The following is a 17,315-nucleotide window of genomic DNA, read 5'->3' as shown; positions in this document are numbered from 1 at the left end:
GAGTGCCCTCCTTTTCCACGCGAAGAGAGATCTGTAAAGCTACCTGGTATCGTGCGAGCCGGTTAAGGCTGCGGGCGCAGCCACCTCAACCAAGCGGCCGCTGTCATACGATTCCTTGCATGCATATCCAAGCGCGGTCGACAGTACACCGTCTTCCACCCTGACTCCGGGTTGTCTTCCCTCAAGAATGGCCTGCACAAATTCAATCGCCTCATCCAAATAAGCCTGCTCGAACCGCTCCAGGAAGCCTTGCGCGCATTCGCGCACCACGCCGCGGTCATCCATGATCGCCACCTGGTTCTTCTCAGGAACGGTACCGATCCGCAGCGATCCGAGCGTCCCGATAATCTCCGTCTCGATATGATAGCCATGCGCGCAATTGCGGCCCGCTACAAAGACCCCCATCTTATTGCCGGCAAATTGAACCAGAGCCGCCCCTGTCTCGGCGTCTTGCAGCTGCGCCAGCTCCGTATAGCGGTGAGAGCCGCCGATGGCCCATACCCGCTCCGCTTCCACGCCCAAATACCAGCGAGCCAAATCCAAGTCGTGTATGGCCATATCGAGGAATAAGCCGCCGCTGTAGTTGCTCTTGGCGAACTGCAAAAAACCGGGCATCGCTTGAGCCGGATCGAGCCCATAGCAGCGGATGAGCACAGGTTCTCCGATCGCTCCCGCTTCGATTTTCTGCTTCGCATATAAGTAGGAGCGGTCATACCTCCGCATAAAGCCGATCATAAATACCTGATGCGGATGGCTCCGCACCGCCTCTTGCACGCGCAGCGCTTCTTCCATATAAAGCCCGAGCGGTTTTTCGCTGAAAACATGAAAGCCAGCGGCTAATGCTTTTTCAATCTGATCGCAATGATAGGAGGACGGCGATGCGATGAAAATCGCGTCCAGCTCCTTATTCCGCAGCATCTCCTCATAATCGGTATAACCGTACGGAACGCCAAGCTGCGCCTGGGCTTCTTCGACCTCCTCCGCCTTGATGCTGCATACCGCCGTTAGCCGGCAGTTCGGAATGCGATGCGCCAAATTCTCGGCATGCTGCCGTCCGAGCCGCCCCAAGCCGACGAGTCCTACCGATACGAATCTGTTGTCTCCCATAGGTCCACCTCTCCCCTTCGTCTGACTGAACTCGCACTTATACGCCAGCTTGGCGCAAAATATAGTCTCTCGCTAACAACGCGTATTCGAACGGATTCGCTGTGGCGGGATCCTGCTCCGCTTCCACGAGCATCCAGCCGCGGTATCCGGCCGCGGACAAGGCCCGGAACAGCGGCGCGAAGTCGATGCAGCCGTCGCCAGGAACGGTAAAGACGCCTTCCTTCACCGCCTGCAGGAAGCTGAGCCCCTCTTCGCGCACGCGGCGCGCCACGTCGGCACGGACGTCCTTCAAATGAACATGCTTAATCCGGTGCATATAGCGGTTCAATATGCCTAGCGGGTCTTCGCCCGAGAACACAAGATGTCCGGTATCATAGAGCAAAGACACCAATTCCGGATTCGTTCCCTCCATGAGTCGGGCTATCTCCTCGGTTGTCTGCACGCCTGTGCCCATATGATGATGGTACACAACGTCCATATCTTTTTCCTTAGCCAACTCGCCAAGCACATGCAGACCATCGGTTAAGCGCTTCCAATCCTGCTCGCCGAACACCGGCTTACGCTCGAACAGCGGGGTATCCATCATGCCTTGGACGCTATGCCCCTGTTCGGATACAACAATCACCTTCGCCCCCATCGCGTGCAGGAAGTCTCGGTGTTGAACAAATGCCGCTGCCGTCTCTTCCAGCGGTTTTACCGTAAGGAACGCGCTGAACCAGGCGCTGGCCACCTCCAGCTTGCGCAGACGGAGCGCCTTCTGCAGCGCGCCGATATCCCGCGGGTATTTGTTGCCCACCTCCGTGCCCGCAAATCCAGCGAGCGCCATCTCGCTTACACATTGCTCGAACGTATTCTCTCCGCCCAGCTCCGGCATATCGTCATTCGTCCAGCCGATGGGCGCAATCCCTATTTTTACGCTGCCTGCTGCAAACATGTCCATTCCTCCCTGATGTCATCGCGCCTCGGCAGAATGCCGTCTATCGTCCAGCTATTGGAGCTCGACCGTATTATGCAGCCTATTCCCCTGCTATTGCGGCATTCTGCCGTCTGCCTCCCCGCTCCGCCAAGGCGCGATATTTCATTGTAGTCTACGTATTAATAAGGTCTTGCTTGCTGCAAAAGTCGCCGCCGCTCCTCACTCGCGCGCGCAATGTCCGGCTTGCCGGACACTTCTGCGACGCCGACGTTCCACCAAGCGCCGTAACCGTTCGTCATCGTTTTCGGCAGCACTTTGATATCGATAAGCGTGGAGACCGTCTGCCGCTTCGCGTCTGCGACGGCCTGCTCCAGCTCCTCCAACGTGCGCGCCGTATAGGTTATCACGCCGTAGCCTGCGGCGCTGCGGGCGAAATCAATTCCGACAAGCGGGCCGTCCAGCTTGCCAGTGGATGCATTGCGGGCACGGAATTCCGTCCCGAAGCTGCCCATGCCGTGGCCCATTTGCAAGTTGTTAATGCAGCCGAACCCATTGTTGTCGAACAGCAGCACGTTAATCTTCTGTCCTTCCTGAATGCTCGTGACGAGCTCGGAGTGAAGCATCAGGTAGCTCCCGTCCCCCGCGAACGCGTACACTTCGCGATCCGGCTCCGCCATCTTCACGCCGAGCGCCCCGGAAATTTCGTAGCCCATACAGGAATATCCGTATTCCATATGGTACGAATCCGGCGCTTCGGCTACCCACATCCGCTGCAGGTCGCCAGGCAAGCTCCCCGAGGCGCCTACGACGACCGCGTCGTCTTCGAGCAGCCGGTTCAAAGCTGCCAGCACCCGGGTCTGCGTCAGGCAGCCGCCGAGCGCTTCGGCATATTCCGGCAGCGCCTCGTCCAAATGCCCCGCGACTTCGGGCGTGAACGAGCCGGGCGCGTACTGGATGCCGGCCAACCGCTTCCACTCCTCGCCCCAGGCGGCCCGCGCCGCTTCAATCTCGGTCGTATAGCCCGATCGGTACCCGGCCGCCTCCAGCCGCTGCCGCAGCGCAATCAGCGCGGCCTTCGCATCGGCCACGACCGGCGTCGCCTCCAGCTTCAGCGCATGGAACTCGGACACGTTCACCGTCAGGATCTCCGTTCCGGGATCGCTGAACAGCTCCTTCGAGCCGGTCGTGAAGTCGGTGAAGCGCGTGCCGACGCCGATAATGAGATCGGCCTCCTTGGCGATCGCGTTCGCCGCTCCGTTGCCCGTCACTCCGATGCCGCCGAGATTGAGCGGATGCGAACCCGGCACCGCGCTCTTGCCCGCCTGCGTCTCCGCCAGCGGAATGTGCAGAGCCTCCGCAAAGGCTTGCAGCTCCGCTCCGGCCCCGGAATAACGCACGCCGCCCCCGCAGATGATTAGCGGCTTGCGCCTGCTCATCATGAGCCGGACCGCGTCCTCGAGCGCCGCTTCCGCCGCCGGGCGGCGCTCTAACCGATGCACGCGCTTCGCGAAAAACGATGCAGGGTAATCATACGCTTCCCCCTGCACATCCTGCGGCAGCGCGATCGTGACCGCTCCCGTATCGGCCGGATTCGTCAGCACGCGCATCGCATGCAGGAGCGCGGTCATCAACTGCTCCGGCCGCATGATGCGGTCCCAATATTTGCTCACCGCACGGAACGCGTCATTTGTCGATACCGTCAGGTCATGCGGCTGTTCGATCTGCTGCAGCACCGGATCGGGCTGGCGCGAGGCGAACGTGTCCCCCGGCAGCAGCAATACCGGAATCTGATTGGCCGTTGCCGTAGCCGCGGCCGTCACCATATTGGCTGCGCCAGGCCCGACCGACGACGTGCATGCGCAGATCTGTCTGCGCCGCATCTGCTTCGCGAACGCCACCGCGGCATGGGCCATTCCTTGCTCATTGCGCCCTTGGTATACTTCCAGGCTGCCGCTGTCTTCCTCCAGCGCCTGGCCTAATCCAAGCACATTGCCATGGCCGAATATCGTAAAAATCCCTTTGACAAAGCGCCGCTCCTCTCCGTCAAACTCGATATACTGCTGATCGAGAAATTTGACGAGCGCCTGGGCCGTAGTCAAGCGAATCGTTTCCATTCCGAACACCGTCCTTACCAGCGCGTAGTAACCATCTTTTTGCGCGTATAAAATTCCACTCCATCCGTTCCGTTCGCATGCAAGTCGCCATAAAAGGAATCTTTCCAGCCCGAGAACGGGAAGAATGCCATTGGCGCCGGAACCCCCACGTTCACGCCGAGCATGCCCGCATCGATATGCTCCCGGAACTGCCGCATATAAGCGCCGCTTCCCGTAAACAGGCAGGCGCCATTCGCGAATCGGGATGCATTCGCCCACGCGATCGCTTCATCCAAATCGTTCACGCGCACAACCGACAGCACCGGCGCGAAAATCTCATCCTGCCAAATTTTCATTTCCTGCGTCACGTTATCAAAAATCGTCGGCCCCATAAAGTAGCCCTCGCCGTTCGCTTCCGCATCTTGGCGGCCGTCGCGGACAAGCCGCGCCCCTTCCTGGACGCCGGAGTCGATATAACCAAGCGCGCGTTCCTTATGCGCTTCGCGGATAACCGGCCCGAGGAAGACGTCCTCCCGTGCTCCATTGCCGATAATGAGCTCGTCGGAGGCTGTGGCCAGGCGCGATACCAGCTCATCCGCGACCGATTCCTGCACGAGCACGACCGCGCAAGCCATGCAGCGCTCTCCGGCGGAACCGAAGGCCGCATTGATGATTTGCGTTGCGGCCTGCTCCAAATCCGCATCCTCCATGACAATCGAGTGGTTTTTGGCTCCGGTCAATGCTTGCACGCGCTTCAGGTTCGCCGTTCCGCGCTTGTAGACGTATTCGCCAACAGGCTGGGAGCCAACGAAGGAAATCGCCTTGACCAACGGATGATCAAGCAAGCCGTTCACGACGTCATGCGCGCCATGCACGATGTTGAGGACGCCGTGAGGCAAGCCCGCTTCCTCCATCAGCTCCGCCAGACGGCAAGCGAGCAGCGGCGTGCGCTCGGACGGCTTCAGCACGAACGTGTTGCCGCAAGCGATCGCGAGCGGGAACATCCAGCACGGCACCATCATCGGGAAGTTGAACGGGGTAATGCCTCCGACGACGCCGATCGGGTATCGGTACATCCCGGATTCGATGTTTGTCGCGATGTCAGGCAGCTGCTTGCCCATCATGAGCGTCGGCGCGCCGGCGGCGAATTCGACGCACTCGATGCCGCGCTGCACCTCGCCATACGCTTCCTTATAGTTTTTTCCATTCTCCAATGTTATCAGCTTCGCCAGCTCGTCCCAATGCTCGATCAAAAGCTGCTGGTATTTGAACATAATGCGTGCCCGGCGCGGCACAGCAGTGCGGGACCACGTCTTGAACGCCTCAGCGGCCGCCTCGGCCGCCTCATTCAGCTCTTCCCGGCTTGATAGCGGCACGTGCGCAATCATTTCACCTGTCGCCGGATTATAGACCGGCTCCGTCTTCCCTGATCTCGACGCCTTCCATTCCCCTCCGACATAGTTGCGAATGGTTTTTGCTTCTGCCATGCTTCATTCTCCTCCTGTCATGTCTGTTGTTGAATCGCACACCATACTTATCCGGCTCCTATTCGTCCGGTTTCCACTCGAATTTCGGGCCGGTGCGGCCGCACCGCCTTCAGGTGCGCCTCCCCGTGCCCGATCATTATTCTCCTCGCTCCGCACTGTCGATGAACGCGTCCAGCTCTTCCACCGTCGGCATCGCCTCGGAGCAGCTGTGGCGGGATATGACAATGGCAGCCGACGCGCTGCCGTATTCCATTGCCCGCGGCAGCTCCCATCCTTGCATCAAGCCGTAAATCATGGCGGACGCGTAGGAATCGCCGGCACCGAACGTTTTCAGCACCTTCGTCTTGAAAATGCCGCCTTTATAGGCTCCGCCTTCCTTCGTGTAAGCGATGGAGCCGTCTCCCCCATGCTTGATGAGCACCACTTGGGCATGATGCCCGAACCATTTCTCTGCCGTCAGCCGATCATCCGTCTGATGACCGGCGAACTTCTCCATCATGTCGAACTCTTCGCGGGTGCCGATAATAAAATCGCACTTCTCTGCCGCAAGCTGATAGTAGATTGACGTCTCGGCTATGTTTTTCCACGTGTAAGGACGGTAATCCAAATCAAAGAACACGAATACCCCGTGCTTGCGCGCATAGTCCAAAGCGACAAACACCGCCTCGCGCGACGGGCTCGCGGCCAGCGCCGTGCCCGACACAAGCAACGCCTTCGTCTGCTTAATATACGACTCCGACACTTCCTCCGGCTTCAGCAGCAGGTCGGCCGCATTGTCCCGATACATAAGAATGCTGCAGTCGGTTGGACTTTTGATTTCGGTAAAAGCCAGCCCGGTCACGGCGCCCGTCTTATCCACGGACAGTTGTGAGGTATCTATCGATTTATCTTTTAAATACTGCTCGATGTAACGACCCATTTGGTCATCGGCCAGCTTGCCGATGAAGCCGCTCTTCATCCCTAGGCGGGCTGCGCCAATCGCAATATTGGCCGGAGAGCCCCCGACGTATTTCGTGAACGTCCTCGTCTCCTCCATCGGCCGATGAATCTCGTTCGCATTCAAATCAATGCACAATCTCCCGATCGCAATCAGATCAAACGGGCGATTCTCTGGAAATACCAATGCACCCATGCCCTGTCAGCACCTCCGTGCGTTCTGCTTCAAGCCATGGCAGGCAGGCTGAAGCAACGCGATGATGTAATTACTGCATCCATGCATTTGAGTTAAGCGCTTACCTTACGGCTAATTATAGGCACACCTTTTCGGCGATGTAAACGCTTTTTTCTGCAAATTTTAAGTTCTTTTTTTCACAATGTCTCCTTTTATCATATTGAAAATATAGCGCGTTAGATTGAGGATTGACGCGGGTTTATTGAACTCCTACAGATTTTCACCTTGATAACGCTTTATTTATCGCGTATAGTTGATTATGAGTTAAGCGCTTTCCCTTGCTTTACCTAGATTTTAAGCTACCGAGAAAGCGGGGATATTCATGCTTCAAGTGGGAATCATCGGTGCCGGACGCATCGGCAAGCTGCACGCCGGCCATATTCAACAGATGCGCGATGCGCAAGTTCGCGCCATATCGGACGTATGTATCGAAGGGTTGGATGTTTGGGCTTCCGGGCTTGGAATTCCGGTGGTGACAAGCGATTACCGCGACTTACTGAATGATCCGGACATTCAGGCCGTGTTCATCTGCTCGCCAACGAGCACGCACGCCGCAATCATTGAGGAGGCAGCCCAAGCAGGCAAGCATATTTTCTGCGAGAAGCCAGTCAGCTTCTCCGTGAACACTACGGAACAGGCCGTGGCTGCGGTGAGAGCAGCAGGCGTGAAGATGCAGGTTGGGTTCAACCGCCGTTTTGACCATAATTTCCAAAAGGCACGCGACATCGTGCAAGCAGGCAAAATCGGGACTCCGCATCTGCTGCGCATCACGTCCCGCGATCCGGAGCCGCCATCGGCCGAATATATTGCCACATCAGGCGGCTTGTTCATGGACATGACGATTCACGACTTCGACATGGCGCGCTATGTCATGCAGAGCGAAGTGATCGAGGTGTTTGCCCAAGGGGCCAATCTGATCGATCCGCGCATCGGCGAATTGGGCGATATCGATACAGCCATCGTCAATCTCCGCTTCGCGAATGGCGCCCTGGGCATTATTGAGAACAGCCGCAAGGCCGTTTACGGCTACGATCAGCGTCTGGAAGCGTTCGGTTCAGCGGGCAGCGTCACGACGGACAATGACCGCGCATCCACCGCGCTAGTCTCTACGGCGGACGGGGTGCATATGGACAAGCCGTTATATTTCTTTTTGGAGCGGTATACACAAGCCTATATTCACGAGGTCGAAGAATTCGTTCGCGCCGTGCTTGAGGATCGGCCTGTCGCGTGCGACGCGAACGACGGTCTGCAGGCGGAGCGAATCGCCCGCGCGGCGAAAGAGTCGCTGCACAGCGGACGTTCTGTCAAGCTGGAGCATGAATCCGTATCTGTGCACGGGCGGTAACAGCAGGCCTGGACAGGAACTTCCGGCTGAGATCTGCAGATGCGGAATGCTCATCCGGCCAAATAGTTCGCTGTCCCAGCAGGCCGCCTGTGGAATTCTACTATTGCTCGGGAGGAGATTCTTTCATGTCGAAATTAATGGTTGCACCTGGACCGAGAGACGAACGCGGCCAAATATTATCCGTCACGCCGCATACCGCAGGCTGGGAGTATGTCGGCTTCGAAGTATATTCCTTGCGCCCGGGCGAGGTTTTGGAACGGGCAACGAACGACCGGGAGGTCTGCCTCGTCCTGTTGAGCGGCAAGGCAAAGATCGAGACCGCCAAGCAATCGTTCGGTACGCTTGGCCATCGAATGAGCGTCTTCGATCGCATCCCTCCCTTCTCCGTCTATGTGCCGAACGATGACCGCTACACCGTTCAGGCAGAGACGGCGCTGGAATTGGCCGTCTGCTCGGCGCCGGGCAAGGGAACATACCCCGCCCGCGTCATCGCGCCTGAAGATGTCGGCGTAGAGACGCGAGGTTCAGGCAGCATGGAGCGGCATATCCATAACATTTTGCCGGAGCAGAAGGAGGCGGACAGCTTGCTCGTCGTGGAGGTCTTTACGCCCGCGGGACATTGGTCGAGCTATCCGCCGCACAAGCATGATCGGGACGATTTGCCACGGCAGTCGTATTTGGAGGAGACCTACTACCACGAAGTCAATCCCGCACAGGGCTTCGTCATGCAGCGGGTCTACAACGACGATCGCACGCTCGATGAAAACATGGCAGTCCCGCATCGGCATGTCGTACTGGTTCCGGAAGGGTATCATCCCGTCTCGGCGCCTCCGGGCTACGACTCCTATTATTTGAACGTCATGGCGGGCCCGAAGCGGACCTGGAAATTCCATAACGATCCGGCTCACGAATGGCTGTTCGCCAAGTAGATTTCTTTCGTTGTTCCACATCAACACGATTCGGCAAGGTCGAGGAGAATGGAGGTAGTCCATTCTCCTTTTCTTATCTAGAGATGTAGTCCATTCTCCATTTGTTGTCTGTACATGTAGTCCATTCCCCATTTGTTGTCTATAATTGAGATAGCTAAGAACATGCATGATAGGTTTACGTGGTAAGCCAGTTAGAGAGGTTTGTTTATGAAAGCAACCATTTATGATGTCGCAAAAGCTGCCGGCGTCTCTATCGCCACCGTGTCCAAGGTGGTCAATCAAACGGGCAACATCAGCGGAAAGACGCGGGAGCGAGTCATCCATATTATGAAAGAACTGCAGTACCAGCCGAGCGTCGTCGCGTCGGCGCTCACGGGCAAAAAGACGTCCACCTTCGGCCTGCTCATCTCCGATCTGGCCAACCCCTTCTTCGCCGAGGTCGCCCGCAATTTGGAGGATCAAGCCCAGGCCGAAGGCTACAGCATCGTTATGTGCAGCACCGATAATAAGGACGACAAAGGCCTTAACTATATTTCCCTGCTGCAGCGCAAGCAGATCGACGGCCTTATCGTCGCCTGCGAATTTTCGCGTTGGCCGCTGCTCCAGGAGAGCATTCCCGAGGGCTTCCCTGTTGTTCTCTTCTCCAAAGATATTCCTTCCTTATCCATGCATACCATTACCGTGGATGATTATAAAGGAGGCTATGTGGCGATCCAACACCTGATTGCCTTGGGGCACCGCCACATCGGCATCGTCACGGAGGACAGCCCCAGCGGCGAGTACCGGGCGCGAGGCGCGAAGCAAGCGATGCGCGACGCCAGCATTGCCGTCAATGAGGATTGGATTGTGACAGTGAACTCCTCTTTAGAGGACGGCTTGGCGGGTGCTGCCCGCGTGCTGGGAACGGAGTCCCGGCCCACGGCATTGTTCACCTGCAACGATCTGCTTGCCGTCGGGTCCATGCAATCCGCACAACAGCTGGGGCTGCGCGTTCCGGACGACCTATCGATCATCGGCTTCGACGACACGATTCTCTCCCGAATCGTCGTCCCTCGGCTAACGACAATACTGCAGCCGATTCCAGAGATGGCCAAGGAGACGATTCAACTGCTGCTGCGCCAATCCGACACCCCAGATATGCCGAAGCAAAAAATCATGTTCCAGCCCCAGCTCGTCGAGGGTAACTCCACTACCGCGGTGGTGGAGCAATAAAAACACAGGCAGGGCCGGAGCAACGTCCGGCTCTCCCCGTATCCCTTCTCCCCCACGTAGTCCTTAGCCATTGTGAATAGGTGTGTTATACCTCTTTTAACCAGTCTCCCTAAGACTCAGGATGCATCGCCCGCTACCCTGGAAGAAAGAATCATGTCCTTCAGGATTAATGTACGTAGCAAGGAAAGCTATTACTTAGGTATTGTCCTATTATTGGCTGTTACTTTGTGGTTGCCTGGCTGCTATTGGCTACCTCCGCATCCCCCTTTGGGCTCTTATAGCCGATATCCCCATAACTCAGGAATGGCAAGTCAATATACTCTCTAGGAAAATTCCACACCGCATTCCAGATAAAAATTAGAACAATAAAAATAAAAAATCGGTAGCACGAAATAAGCTGTACTTACCCGATAGCCACTGAAGTAGCTAATATGGAGCTAGAACACCCCCAAATATACTCAGGCAGCCGCAAGGAAGCGGCAACAGTTCCGCGAGGAGGTTGTCCGCCATAAGTACCGCTGTCTTGCCCCGCTATCTGCACAGCATATCGCAGCCAAAGGTTCCCATCCTGCCTTATCGCGGGCCGTGCTATTTTCCCGGTAACAAAATTCATCCAGATAAAACTGCAGATATTTGCCGCCAATCCCGCGGAACGTATCGCATAACCAACGCTGAGGAAATACAGCATACAATGGGCTGTTATGCTTGACCCGAAAGCGCTGGCGGATAATAGAAACGTTCGACTCCGGAGCAGAGATATGTTCTTCGATAAAACGCTCACGGCCGCAAGGAAGCAGCAGCTTCCCGGACATGTGCCGCCGGTTCACTTGTTTCATTTTATAGTGCCGTCCATCCCCATTCGGAGCCAGCGAAGCCGCCACAATAATCGGTTGCTCTCGCGGCGCAAGATCGACACTGGGATATAATTTAGGGCCATTGAAGGCAATAAAGCCATGCACATGCTCTTCAAGCCGCTCCCCTTCATCAGCACAACTAATCGCGGTACGAATTTTATGCAGCATCGCCCATGCCGTCTTGTAAGTGACATCAATAATCGAGCGGAGTCTGACCGCATTAATGCCTTCCTTTGGATTAGCGACGAGCCAAATTGCGGCGATCCACTTCCGCAAAGAGGTTCTGCTTCCCTCGAAGATCGTGCCTGCAGTCAAGGATGTCTGATGGCGGCAAGAGCCGCATTCATACAGAGGAAGCCGACGTGTACGGATAACGTAAGCATGGGGATGCCGGCAGTTCGGGCAGCGGAAACCATGAGGCCATTTGTACGAAAACAGAACAGGAACACAAGATGCTTCTGTCGGAAAACGCTTCATCACATCCTCCAAAGTGCCAACGCCCAACCTGCCTTTCATCAAAGCCCCCCCCTTAGTATTCGAACAAAAAAACAAACATACGTTCTTATATTTAAGATACCAAACATATGTTTCCATGTCAAGTGTATTAATGGAATAATACTTATCTTTTTGGCGTAATGTCACTAGAAAACAAGAGATTTGCAGCTTTTGCCCGCTGAACGAATGAAATATTATATCTTGATTCTTGAATTCCCTGAGGGATCGGGAGATTCATCATAAGGCCTTAAGGAGTACCTATATTGGGTGATTCATCGTAGTCATTTGGAAAAACCTGAACCTTTGGGAAAGTCATCGCATGGTCGTAGGAAGGACCTAAGCTGTTGGGAAGACCATCGTAAAGTTGCAGGGATGCCTGAGCTGTTGGGACAACCATCATAAGGGCCAAGGGAGTACATGGACTGTTGAGGCATTCATTTGGAAGGTTGTACGTGATTCTTGAACGGCGGGAGATTGGCCGGGATGAGCTTTCGCTCTGCCTGCCTGAGTGGCTGGGATAATCAGCATAAGAGTATGGAAGAAGTATGGAGGGGCATGGAAAAGCATGGAGACGCATTGTGTAAATTTGTGTAAGGATAGAGGGAATCCTGAGCGAGTGGGATTCTGGTCATAAGGCCGGGACGAACAGGGGGACTCTTTGAAGGAGGCCAAATCATCAAAAGCGAAAAGCGGTATTTAGATAAGATACTAGAGTATATTGCATCGGTGGATGAAGCAGCGGTTAGCGCACCAGCGTCAACGATATAAAAGGGTCAGCAAGCTTCAGCCGGCTCTTAGGGCCAACCCGAACAAATATGCCGGCCGACATAAATGTCAGCCGGCATGTACTTCGTTCCTAATCCAGCAGCCGGAGCATTAACATTAACGGCCTGCTAGAGTGCTCTGCCGCAGACGTATTGTCTGTCCGTTCCGTTGTTCGCTGTCTGAAAAAAGGGATAGGCCATTGAGAGCGTTCAGCTTACTTCTCGACCAGCAGCGGTACGACGGCGCCCGCTTCGACGTCAATCAGTCCGAGGTCGGTAATCTTGAGCGAAGGACTGACCGGAAGCGAATGCGTGCTGAGAGACATAATCGGGTTATAGTGCTCGTAGCCGAGGGACTCCATCGCTTCGCGCAGCCGCTTCACCGCCGGGCCGAATTTGTCGAGCGGCTGCTCCGATAGAATGCCGCCAACCGGAAGCGGCACATGGGCGATAACCTCGCCGCCCTCCACGACGCAGAAGCCGCCTTGATCGGCAATGACCGTGTTGGCGGCAAGCGCCATATCCTCGGCGGAGTGGCCGACGACGAGCAGGTTGTGGTTGTCATGCGAATACGTCGTCGCGATGGCGCCGCGCTTAATTGTATTGCCGGTAATCAGGCCGTATGCGCGGTTGCCGTTTTTGCCATAGCGTTCGAATGTCGCGATGAGCCCATATGGGCTGGCTTCCCATTGAAGGCGGCCGTCTTTTACCTCGACAGGCTTGTGCAGCTCGTTCGTATTCGTCGTGCCGTTCACGACTTCCATCACGCGGCAAGAATGGTCTCCGTCCTCCGCCTCGATCCGGACCTCGTAGTCGGCCGCGGCCATCTCGGCAAGCTGCACGCTGCGGTAGAAATGGGGCGGGAAGCGGCGAGCGGCTTCCCCCTGCTCATACGGCGTTCCGGCTTCATACGCCAGCTGTCCGTTCTTATATACGGCGTCGATCGTGAACTCCTCCAGGTTGCTCAGCAGGACGAAGTCCGCTGCCTTGTTCGGAGCAATGGCGCCGCGGTCATGAAGCTGCATGCGCTGGGCCGGCGTGTAGGTCGTCGCGTAGATTGCTCGTTCCGGAGCCATCCCCATCTTGATCGCCTTGCGCACGATATGGTTCAGATGTCCGTCCTGAACGAAGGAATCGGCCATGACGTCATCCGTGACGAAGCAGAACAGCTCTGCCACATCTTCCTCTATCAAAATCTTCATAATGTCCGGCGTCATCGACTTCTCCTGAATCTCCAGGAACATGCCGTTCGCCAACCGGTCGCGCATGCTGGCCGGCGCCTGTTCCGTATGGTCGGAATCGACGCCCGCGAACATGAAGCGGGCCAGTTCCAGATCGACCAGCTTCTTCGGCGTATGCCCCTCGATGACCAGCTTCGGATAGTGCGAGCGGACATGATTGAGGATGCGGTTCGTCTTGCAGTCTGGATTACGGAGCACGTCGACCGAGTTCATGATCTCCCCGAGGCAGACGACGCATTCTTCCTGCAGCAGGGCATCGATATGCTCGATATCGATCTCGCCGCCCGCCGTCTCCAACGGCGTGGACGGAACCGAGCTCGGAATGGCGTACAAAATATCGGCGGCGCAGCCTTCGCTGGCCCGGATCATTTCCTGAACGCCCTCCAGACCGAACACATTAGCCATCTCATGCGGCTCGGATACGATAGTCGTCACGCCGTTGCGAATAATTCCGTGAGAAAACGTATGCGGCGTCACCATTGTGCTCTCGATATGCAGATGAATATCGACCAGGCCCGGAATCAGATAGCGCCCGCGGCCTTCCACCGTCTGCGCGGCCTCGAATGTCTCTTCTCCGCGCTGGCCGACATACAGACAGCGCCCGTCGAGTACGGCGATATTGCCCGGCACGAACCGCTTCAAGTATACGTTGAACACTTGCACTTCTTTTATCAACAAATCGATCTTCATGGCTGCACTCTCCTTGTTGTCCTCGTTCTCTCGTAATCGCCAGTCAGACGGACGGCAGTAACGGTTAATTGGCAGGGATATATGTTCTCTCGCACGTTTACGCTTCGGCGCGAACCAGAACGACTTTTTCCTTCGGCAGCACCAGCTTGACCGCCGTGCCGCGTTCGAACGGCTGCTCCATTTCCCGGTTAACGGTGAAGTCGCCAAGGGCCGTCTCTACGACGTATTGATAGCTCCGTCCGAGGAAGGTGCTGATTTTAATCCGGCCAGGAACTGTGTTCCAGCCTGCCGCCAGCTCCTCGGAGGTCAGGCCTCCTATAGGTCGAGCAGCCTTGCCAGCGGCTCCACTCAGCCCGCCAGCGCTGTTCTCGAAGGAGCTGTTCAGTTCGTCAGCGCCGCTGTCGGAGAACCCGTTCAGCCCGCCAGGACTGCTGTCCGCGAAGCCTCTCAGTTCGCCTTCGGCTAGCACGATCAGATCATCCGGCCGGATGGCGCCTTTCATCGCATCGGTAATCGGATGTCCGGAGCGGTGGATGACCTGCAGCCGCACATCCCCTTCGCCTTCGAGGGTGATGACGTTGCCGTCCTGCTTCATGCTTCCGATGTCGATGAAGTTGTTGAACCCGATGAAGCGGGCAACGAATTCGGTAGCCGGGTATTTGTAGATGTTCGCCGGCGCGTCCAATTGTTCGATGATACCTTTGTTCATAATGGCCACCTTGTCCGAGATCGAGAAGCACTCCTCCTGATCATGCGATACATAGACGGTCGTAATGCCGAGCTGCTTCTGAATGCGGCGGATCTCGACGCGCATGTTGACGCGCAGATTGGCGTCCAGGTTGCTGAGCGGTTCATCGAACAGCAGCAGATCCGGCTCGATGACGAGCGCGCGGGCAATCGCGACGCGCTGGCGCTGACCGCCGGAGAGCTCGCCCGGGAAGCGCTTCTCGAAGCCCTTCAGATTGACGATCTCCAGCATAGCCAGGACGCGCTTCCCGATCTCCGCCTTGTCCACCTTCCGCAGGCGAAGGCCGTAAGCGACATTGTCGAACACGGTCATATGCGGGAACAGCGCATAGCTCTGGAAGACGAAGCCGAAGTTCCGCTTGTTCACCGGCATCTTCGTGTAATCCTTGCCCTTGAACATGAACTTGCCGTCCTTCGCCTCAAGGAAGCCCGCGATGAGGCGGAGCGTCGTCGTCTTGCCGCAGCCCGAAGGGCCAAGCAGGGAGATAAGCTCCCCTTCCTGAATATTGAGCGAGAAATCTTTTAAAATCGTATTTTTTTCATAGGCTACCGCTATATTTTGCAAGGATAGGTATTCCATGGTCGTCAGGCCTCCGTTTATGCTAGTTATTTTTCGTGAAGTAGGAGAGTCCCATCAGGCGCTCGATCAAGAACATCAGCAGGGCCGTCACGACCATCAGCAGCACCGAGATGGCGGCAATGGTCGGGTCGAAATAGTTCTCGACATAGGTCAGCATCTGAATCGGCAGCGTGCTGACCCCCGGTCCGGTCATGAACACCGAGATGTCGACGTTGTTGAACGATTCGAGGAAGGCGAGCAGCACGCCCGCAATCAGTCCCGAGCGGATATTCGGCAGCACGACCGTGAAGAAGGTCTTGAAGCGGCTGGCGCCCAGACTCATGGACGCTTCCTCGACCGCATAGTCGAAGTTCGACAAGCTCGATGCGATGACGCGAATGATGAACGGCAGCATCAGTACGATATGGCCGATTAACAGGCTGGTGTAAATCGGCAGCTGGAACTGAACGACCAAGTATTTCAGCATCGTGAAGCCGAGCACGACACCCGGTATCAGGATGGGCGAGATGAAAATCGAATTGAGCAGCCCTTTGCCCCGGAAATGGAAGCGGCTGAGGGCATAAGCGGCGGGGACGCCGATAAGAAGCGCGATCAGGTTCCCCGCCAGCGCGACGACAATCGTCACCTTGAATGTCGTCATGAACATCTCGACGTCGAAAATATTGCGGTACCAGCGGAGGGAGAAGCCTTCCGGCGGAAATTTGAGCACGGAGCTGTCTCCGAACGACGTAGCCATTATGATAAACAGCGGCCCCAGCAAAAAGAGAAAGACGAGAGCCGTAAACAGGGCGAGTCCGCGATGTGTGTCCTTCATGTTCGTTACCCCTTCGGATTCAATTTGCGCGCCAGCTGGTTCATCAATCCGATGATGATGAACGTGACGACAATCATCACTGTGGCGATAATGGATGCCATCGTCCAATCATTGAGCGTCATCGCGTTCTGATACAGGAACGTGGCGATAACGCGCTGCTTCCCGCCGAGCAGCTGCGGCGTCGTGTAGGCCGTCAGGCTGCCGACGAAGACGAGGATGCTGCCGACGATGAGCCCGGGCACGCACAGCGGCACGATGATGCTCATGAAGCCTTTGAGGCGCGAGGCGCCCAGACTCTCGGAGGCGCGCAGCAGATCGCCGTCGATGTTCTCCATCACCCCGACGAGCGAGATGATCATGAGCGGCAGGAATAGATGGATTAGGCCAATCATCATGGCCGTCGGGGTGTACAATATTTTCAAGGGCTCGTCAACAAGGCCGATGCCGGTAAGCAGGTTGTTGACAATCCCGTTTTTGCCGAGAATGACCATCCAGCTGAACGAACGGACAATCGCGCTCGTCAGCATCGGGAACAGCGCCAGGGCCAGCAGAATGCCTTTGACCCGGGCCTTCTTTTTGGAAATGTAATAGGCCGTCGGGAAGCCGATAAGGATGCAGACGGCAGTCGTTACAAGGCTGACTTCCAGGGTCGTCAGCAAAATTTTCAAAATATACGGATCACCGAGCAGCTTGACATAGCCTTGAATCGTGAACTGCCCTTCATTGAAAAAGGTGGACCCGATCGTCAAAAAGATCGGGATAATCATAAAAACGGTAAGGAACAGAAGTCCCGGCAGCAGCAGCAGCCACAAAAATCGTTTTTTCATAGGTTGTGTTCTCCTGTTGTCTTGGCTTGTAATCCGCTAGGGT

General features: G+C 56.2%; 13 protein-coding genes. 3 read left to right on the top strand and 10 right to left on the bottom strand.

What is annotated here, in order from left to right; all coding sequences use genetic code 11:
• Window positions 1-39: 39 nt before the first annotated feature.
• The 5 genes from FLT43_RS20875 to iolC all read right to left on the bottom strand — a co-directional run bounded on the left by FLT43_RS20875 (window position 40) and on the right by iolC (window position 6,735).
• Entirely contained in the window at window positions 40-1,107 is a 1,068-nt protein-coding gene (locus FLT43_RS20875; protein ID WP_087442726.1) for a Gfo/Idh/MocA family oxidoreductase, read from the bottom strand.
• A 37-nt stretch (window positions 1,108-1,144) separates the two neighbouring features.
• On the bottom strand, window positions 1,145-2,041 hold the full coding sequence (gene iolE, locus FLT43_RS20870) for a myo-inosose-2 dehydratase (RefSeq protein WP_087442727.1): 897 nt from the start codon (window positions 2,039-2,041) through the stop codon (window positions 1,145-1,147).
• 161 nt (window positions 2,042-2,202) lie between these two features.
• Window positions 2,203-4,137: a 3D-(3,5/4)-trihydroxycyclohexane-1,2-dione acylhydrolase (decyclizing) gene (gene iolD / locus FLT43_RS20865; RefSeq protein ID WP_087442728.1), complete on the bottom strand. Its 1,935-nt coding sequence runs from the start codon at window positions 4,135-4,137 to the stop codon at window positions 2,203-2,205.
• A 14-nt stretch (window positions 4,138-4,151) separates the two neighbouring features.
• Window positions 4,152-5,603, bottom strand: coding sequence for a CoA-acylating methylmalonate-semialdehyde dehydrogenase (locus FLT43_RS20860; RefSeq protein ID WP_087442729.1), 1,452 nt, complete (start codon window positions 5,601-5,603; stop codon window positions 4,152-4,154).
• Window positions 5,604-5,739: 136 nt separating this feature from the next.
• Window positions 5,740-6,735, bottom strand: a complete 996-nt coding sequence (gene iolC, locus FLT43_RS20855; RefSeq protein WP_087442730.1) for a 5-dehydro-2-deoxygluconokinase — start codon at window positions 6,733-6,735, stop codon at window positions 5,740-5,742.
• A 361-nt stretch (window positions 6,736-7,096) separates the two neighbouring features.
• On the opposite strand from iolC, the gene iolG reads away from it, so the two are divergent.
• The 3 genes from iolG to FLT43_RS20840 all read left to right on the top strand — a co-directional run bounded on the left by iolG (window position 7,097) and on the right by FLT43_RS20840 (window position 10,260).
• The gene (gene iolG, locus FLT43_RS20850) at window positions 7,097-8,119 is read left to right on the top strand and encodes an inositol 2-dehydrogenase (RefSeq protein WP_087442731.1); all 1,023 of its coding nucleotides are present in this window, start codon (window positions 7,097-7,099) and stop codon (window positions 8,117-8,119) included.
• Window positions 8,120-8,244: 125 nt separating this feature from the next.
• Window positions 8,245-9,048 carry a 5-deoxy-glucuronate isomerase gene (iolB, locus tag FLT43_RS20845; RefSeq protein WP_087442732.1) on the top strand — a complete coding sequence of 268 codons (804 nt, stop codon included), beginning with the start codon at window positions 8,245-8,247 and terminating at the stop codon, window positions 9,046-9,048.
• Window positions 9,049-9,255: 207 nt separating this feature from the next.
• Window positions 9,256-10,260, top strand: a complete 1,005-nt coding sequence (locus FLT43_RS20840; RefSeq protein ID WP_087442733.1) for a LacI family DNA-binding transcriptional regulator — start codon at window positions 9,256-9,258, stop codon at window positions 10,258-10,260.
• Between the two features lie 458 nt (window positions 10,261-10,718).
• On the opposite strand, the gene FLT43_RS20835 is transcribed toward FLT43_RS20840, so the two are convergent.
• The 5 genes from FLT43_RS20835 to FLT43_RS20815 form a co-directional block, all read right to left on the bottom strand.
• Window positions 10,719-11,630 carry a transposase gene (locus FLT43_RS20835; protein WP_087442734.1) on the bottom strand — a complete coding sequence of 304 codons (912 nt, stop codon included), beginning with the start codon at window positions 11,628-11,630 and terminating at the stop codon, window positions 10,719-10,721.
• Window positions 11,631-12,588: 958 nt separating this feature from the next.
• Window positions 12,589-14,304 carry an adenine deaminase C-terminal domain-containing protein gene (locus FLT43_RS20830; protein ID WP_087442735.1) on the bottom strand — a complete coding sequence of 572 codons (1,716 nt, stop codon included), beginning with the start codon at window positions 14,302-14,304 and terminating at the stop codon, window positions 12,589-12,591.
• Window positions 14,305-14,401: 97 nt separating this feature from the next.
• On the bottom strand, window positions 14,402-15,631 hold the full coding sequence (locus FLT43_RS20825) for an ABC transporter ATP-binding protein (RefSeq protein ID WP_087442736.1): 1,230 nt from the start codon (window positions 15,629-15,631) through the stop codon (window positions 14,402-14,404).
• A 22-nt stretch (window positions 15,632-15,653) separates the two neighbouring features.
• Window positions 15,654-16,445 (bottom strand): ABC transporter permease, encoded by a 792-nt coding sequence (locus FLT43_RS20820; protein ID WP_087442737.1) that lies wholly within the window; start codon window positions 16,443-16,445, stop codon window positions 15,654-15,656.
• Between the two features lie 5 nt (window positions 16,446-16,450).
• Entirely contained in the window at window positions 16,451-17,272 is an 822-nt protein-coding gene (locus FLT43_RS20815) for an ABC transporter permease (protein WP_006679111.1), read from the bottom strand.
• Window positions 17,273-17,315: the final 43 nt, after the last annotated feature.

Source organism: Paenibacillus thiaminolyticus (assembly GCF_007066085.1).
GTDB lineage: Bacteria > Bacillota > Bacilli > Paenibacillales > Paenibacillaceae > Paenibacillus_B > Paenibacillus_B thiaminolyticus.
The sequence above is the reverse complement of the archived record's forward strand: the minus strand, read 5'-3'. Positions and strand labels throughout refer to the sequence as shown.

Bases quoted from the DNA above. Each gene is read 5' to 3' on its own strand.
- FLT43_RS20875 (WP_087442726.1), bottom strand. From the start codon at position 1,107: ATGGGAGACAACAGATTCGTATCGGTAGGACTCGTCGGCTTGGGGCGG.
- iolE (WP_087442727.1), bottom strand. From the start codon at position 2,041: ATGTTTGCAGCAGGCAGCGTAAAAATAGGGATTGCGCCCATCGGCTGG.
- iolD (WP_087442728.1), bottom strand. From the start codon at position 4,137: ATGGAAACGATTCGCTTGACTACGGCCCAGGCGCTCGTCAAATTTCTC.
- FLT43_RS20860 (WP_087442729.1), bottom strand. From the start codon at position 5,603: ATGGCAGAAGCAAAAACCATTCGCAACTATGTCGGAGGGGAATGGAAG.
- iolC (WP_087442730.1), bottom strand. From the start codon at position 6,735: ATGGGTGCATTGGTATTTCCAGAGAATCGCCCGTTTGATCTGATTGCG.
- iolG (WP_087442731.1), top strand. From the start codon at position 7,097: ATGCTTCAAGTGGGAATCATCGGTGCCGGACGCATCGGCAAGCTGCAC.
- iolB (WP_087442732.1), top strand. From the start codon at position 8,245: ATGTCGAAATTAATGGTTGCACCTGGACCGAGAGACGAACGCGGCCAA.
- FLT43_RS20840 (WP_087442733.1), top strand. From the start codon at position 9,256: ATGAAAGCAACCATTTATGATGTCGCAAAAGCTGCCGGCGTCTCTATC.
- FLT43_RS20835 (WP_087442734.1), bottom strand. From the start codon at position 11,630: ATGAAAGGCAGGTTGGGCGTTGGCACTTTGGAGGATGTGATGAAGCGT.
- FLT43_RS20830 (WP_087442735.1), bottom strand. From the start codon at position 14,304: ATGAAGATCGATTTGTTGATAAAAGAAGTGCAAGTGTTCAACGTATAC.
- FLT43_RS20825 (WP_087442736.1), bottom strand. From the start codon at position 15,631: ATGGAATACCTATCCTTGCAAAATATAGCGGTAGCCTATGAAAAAAAT.
- FLT43_RS20820 (WP_087442737.1), bottom strand. From the start codon at position 16,445: ATGAAGGACACACATCGCGGACTCGCCCTGTTTACGGCTCTCGTCTTT.
- FLT43_RS20815 (WP_006679111.1), bottom strand. From the start codon at position 17,272: ATGAAAAAACGATTTTTGTGGCTGCTGCTGCTGCCGGGACTTCTGTTC.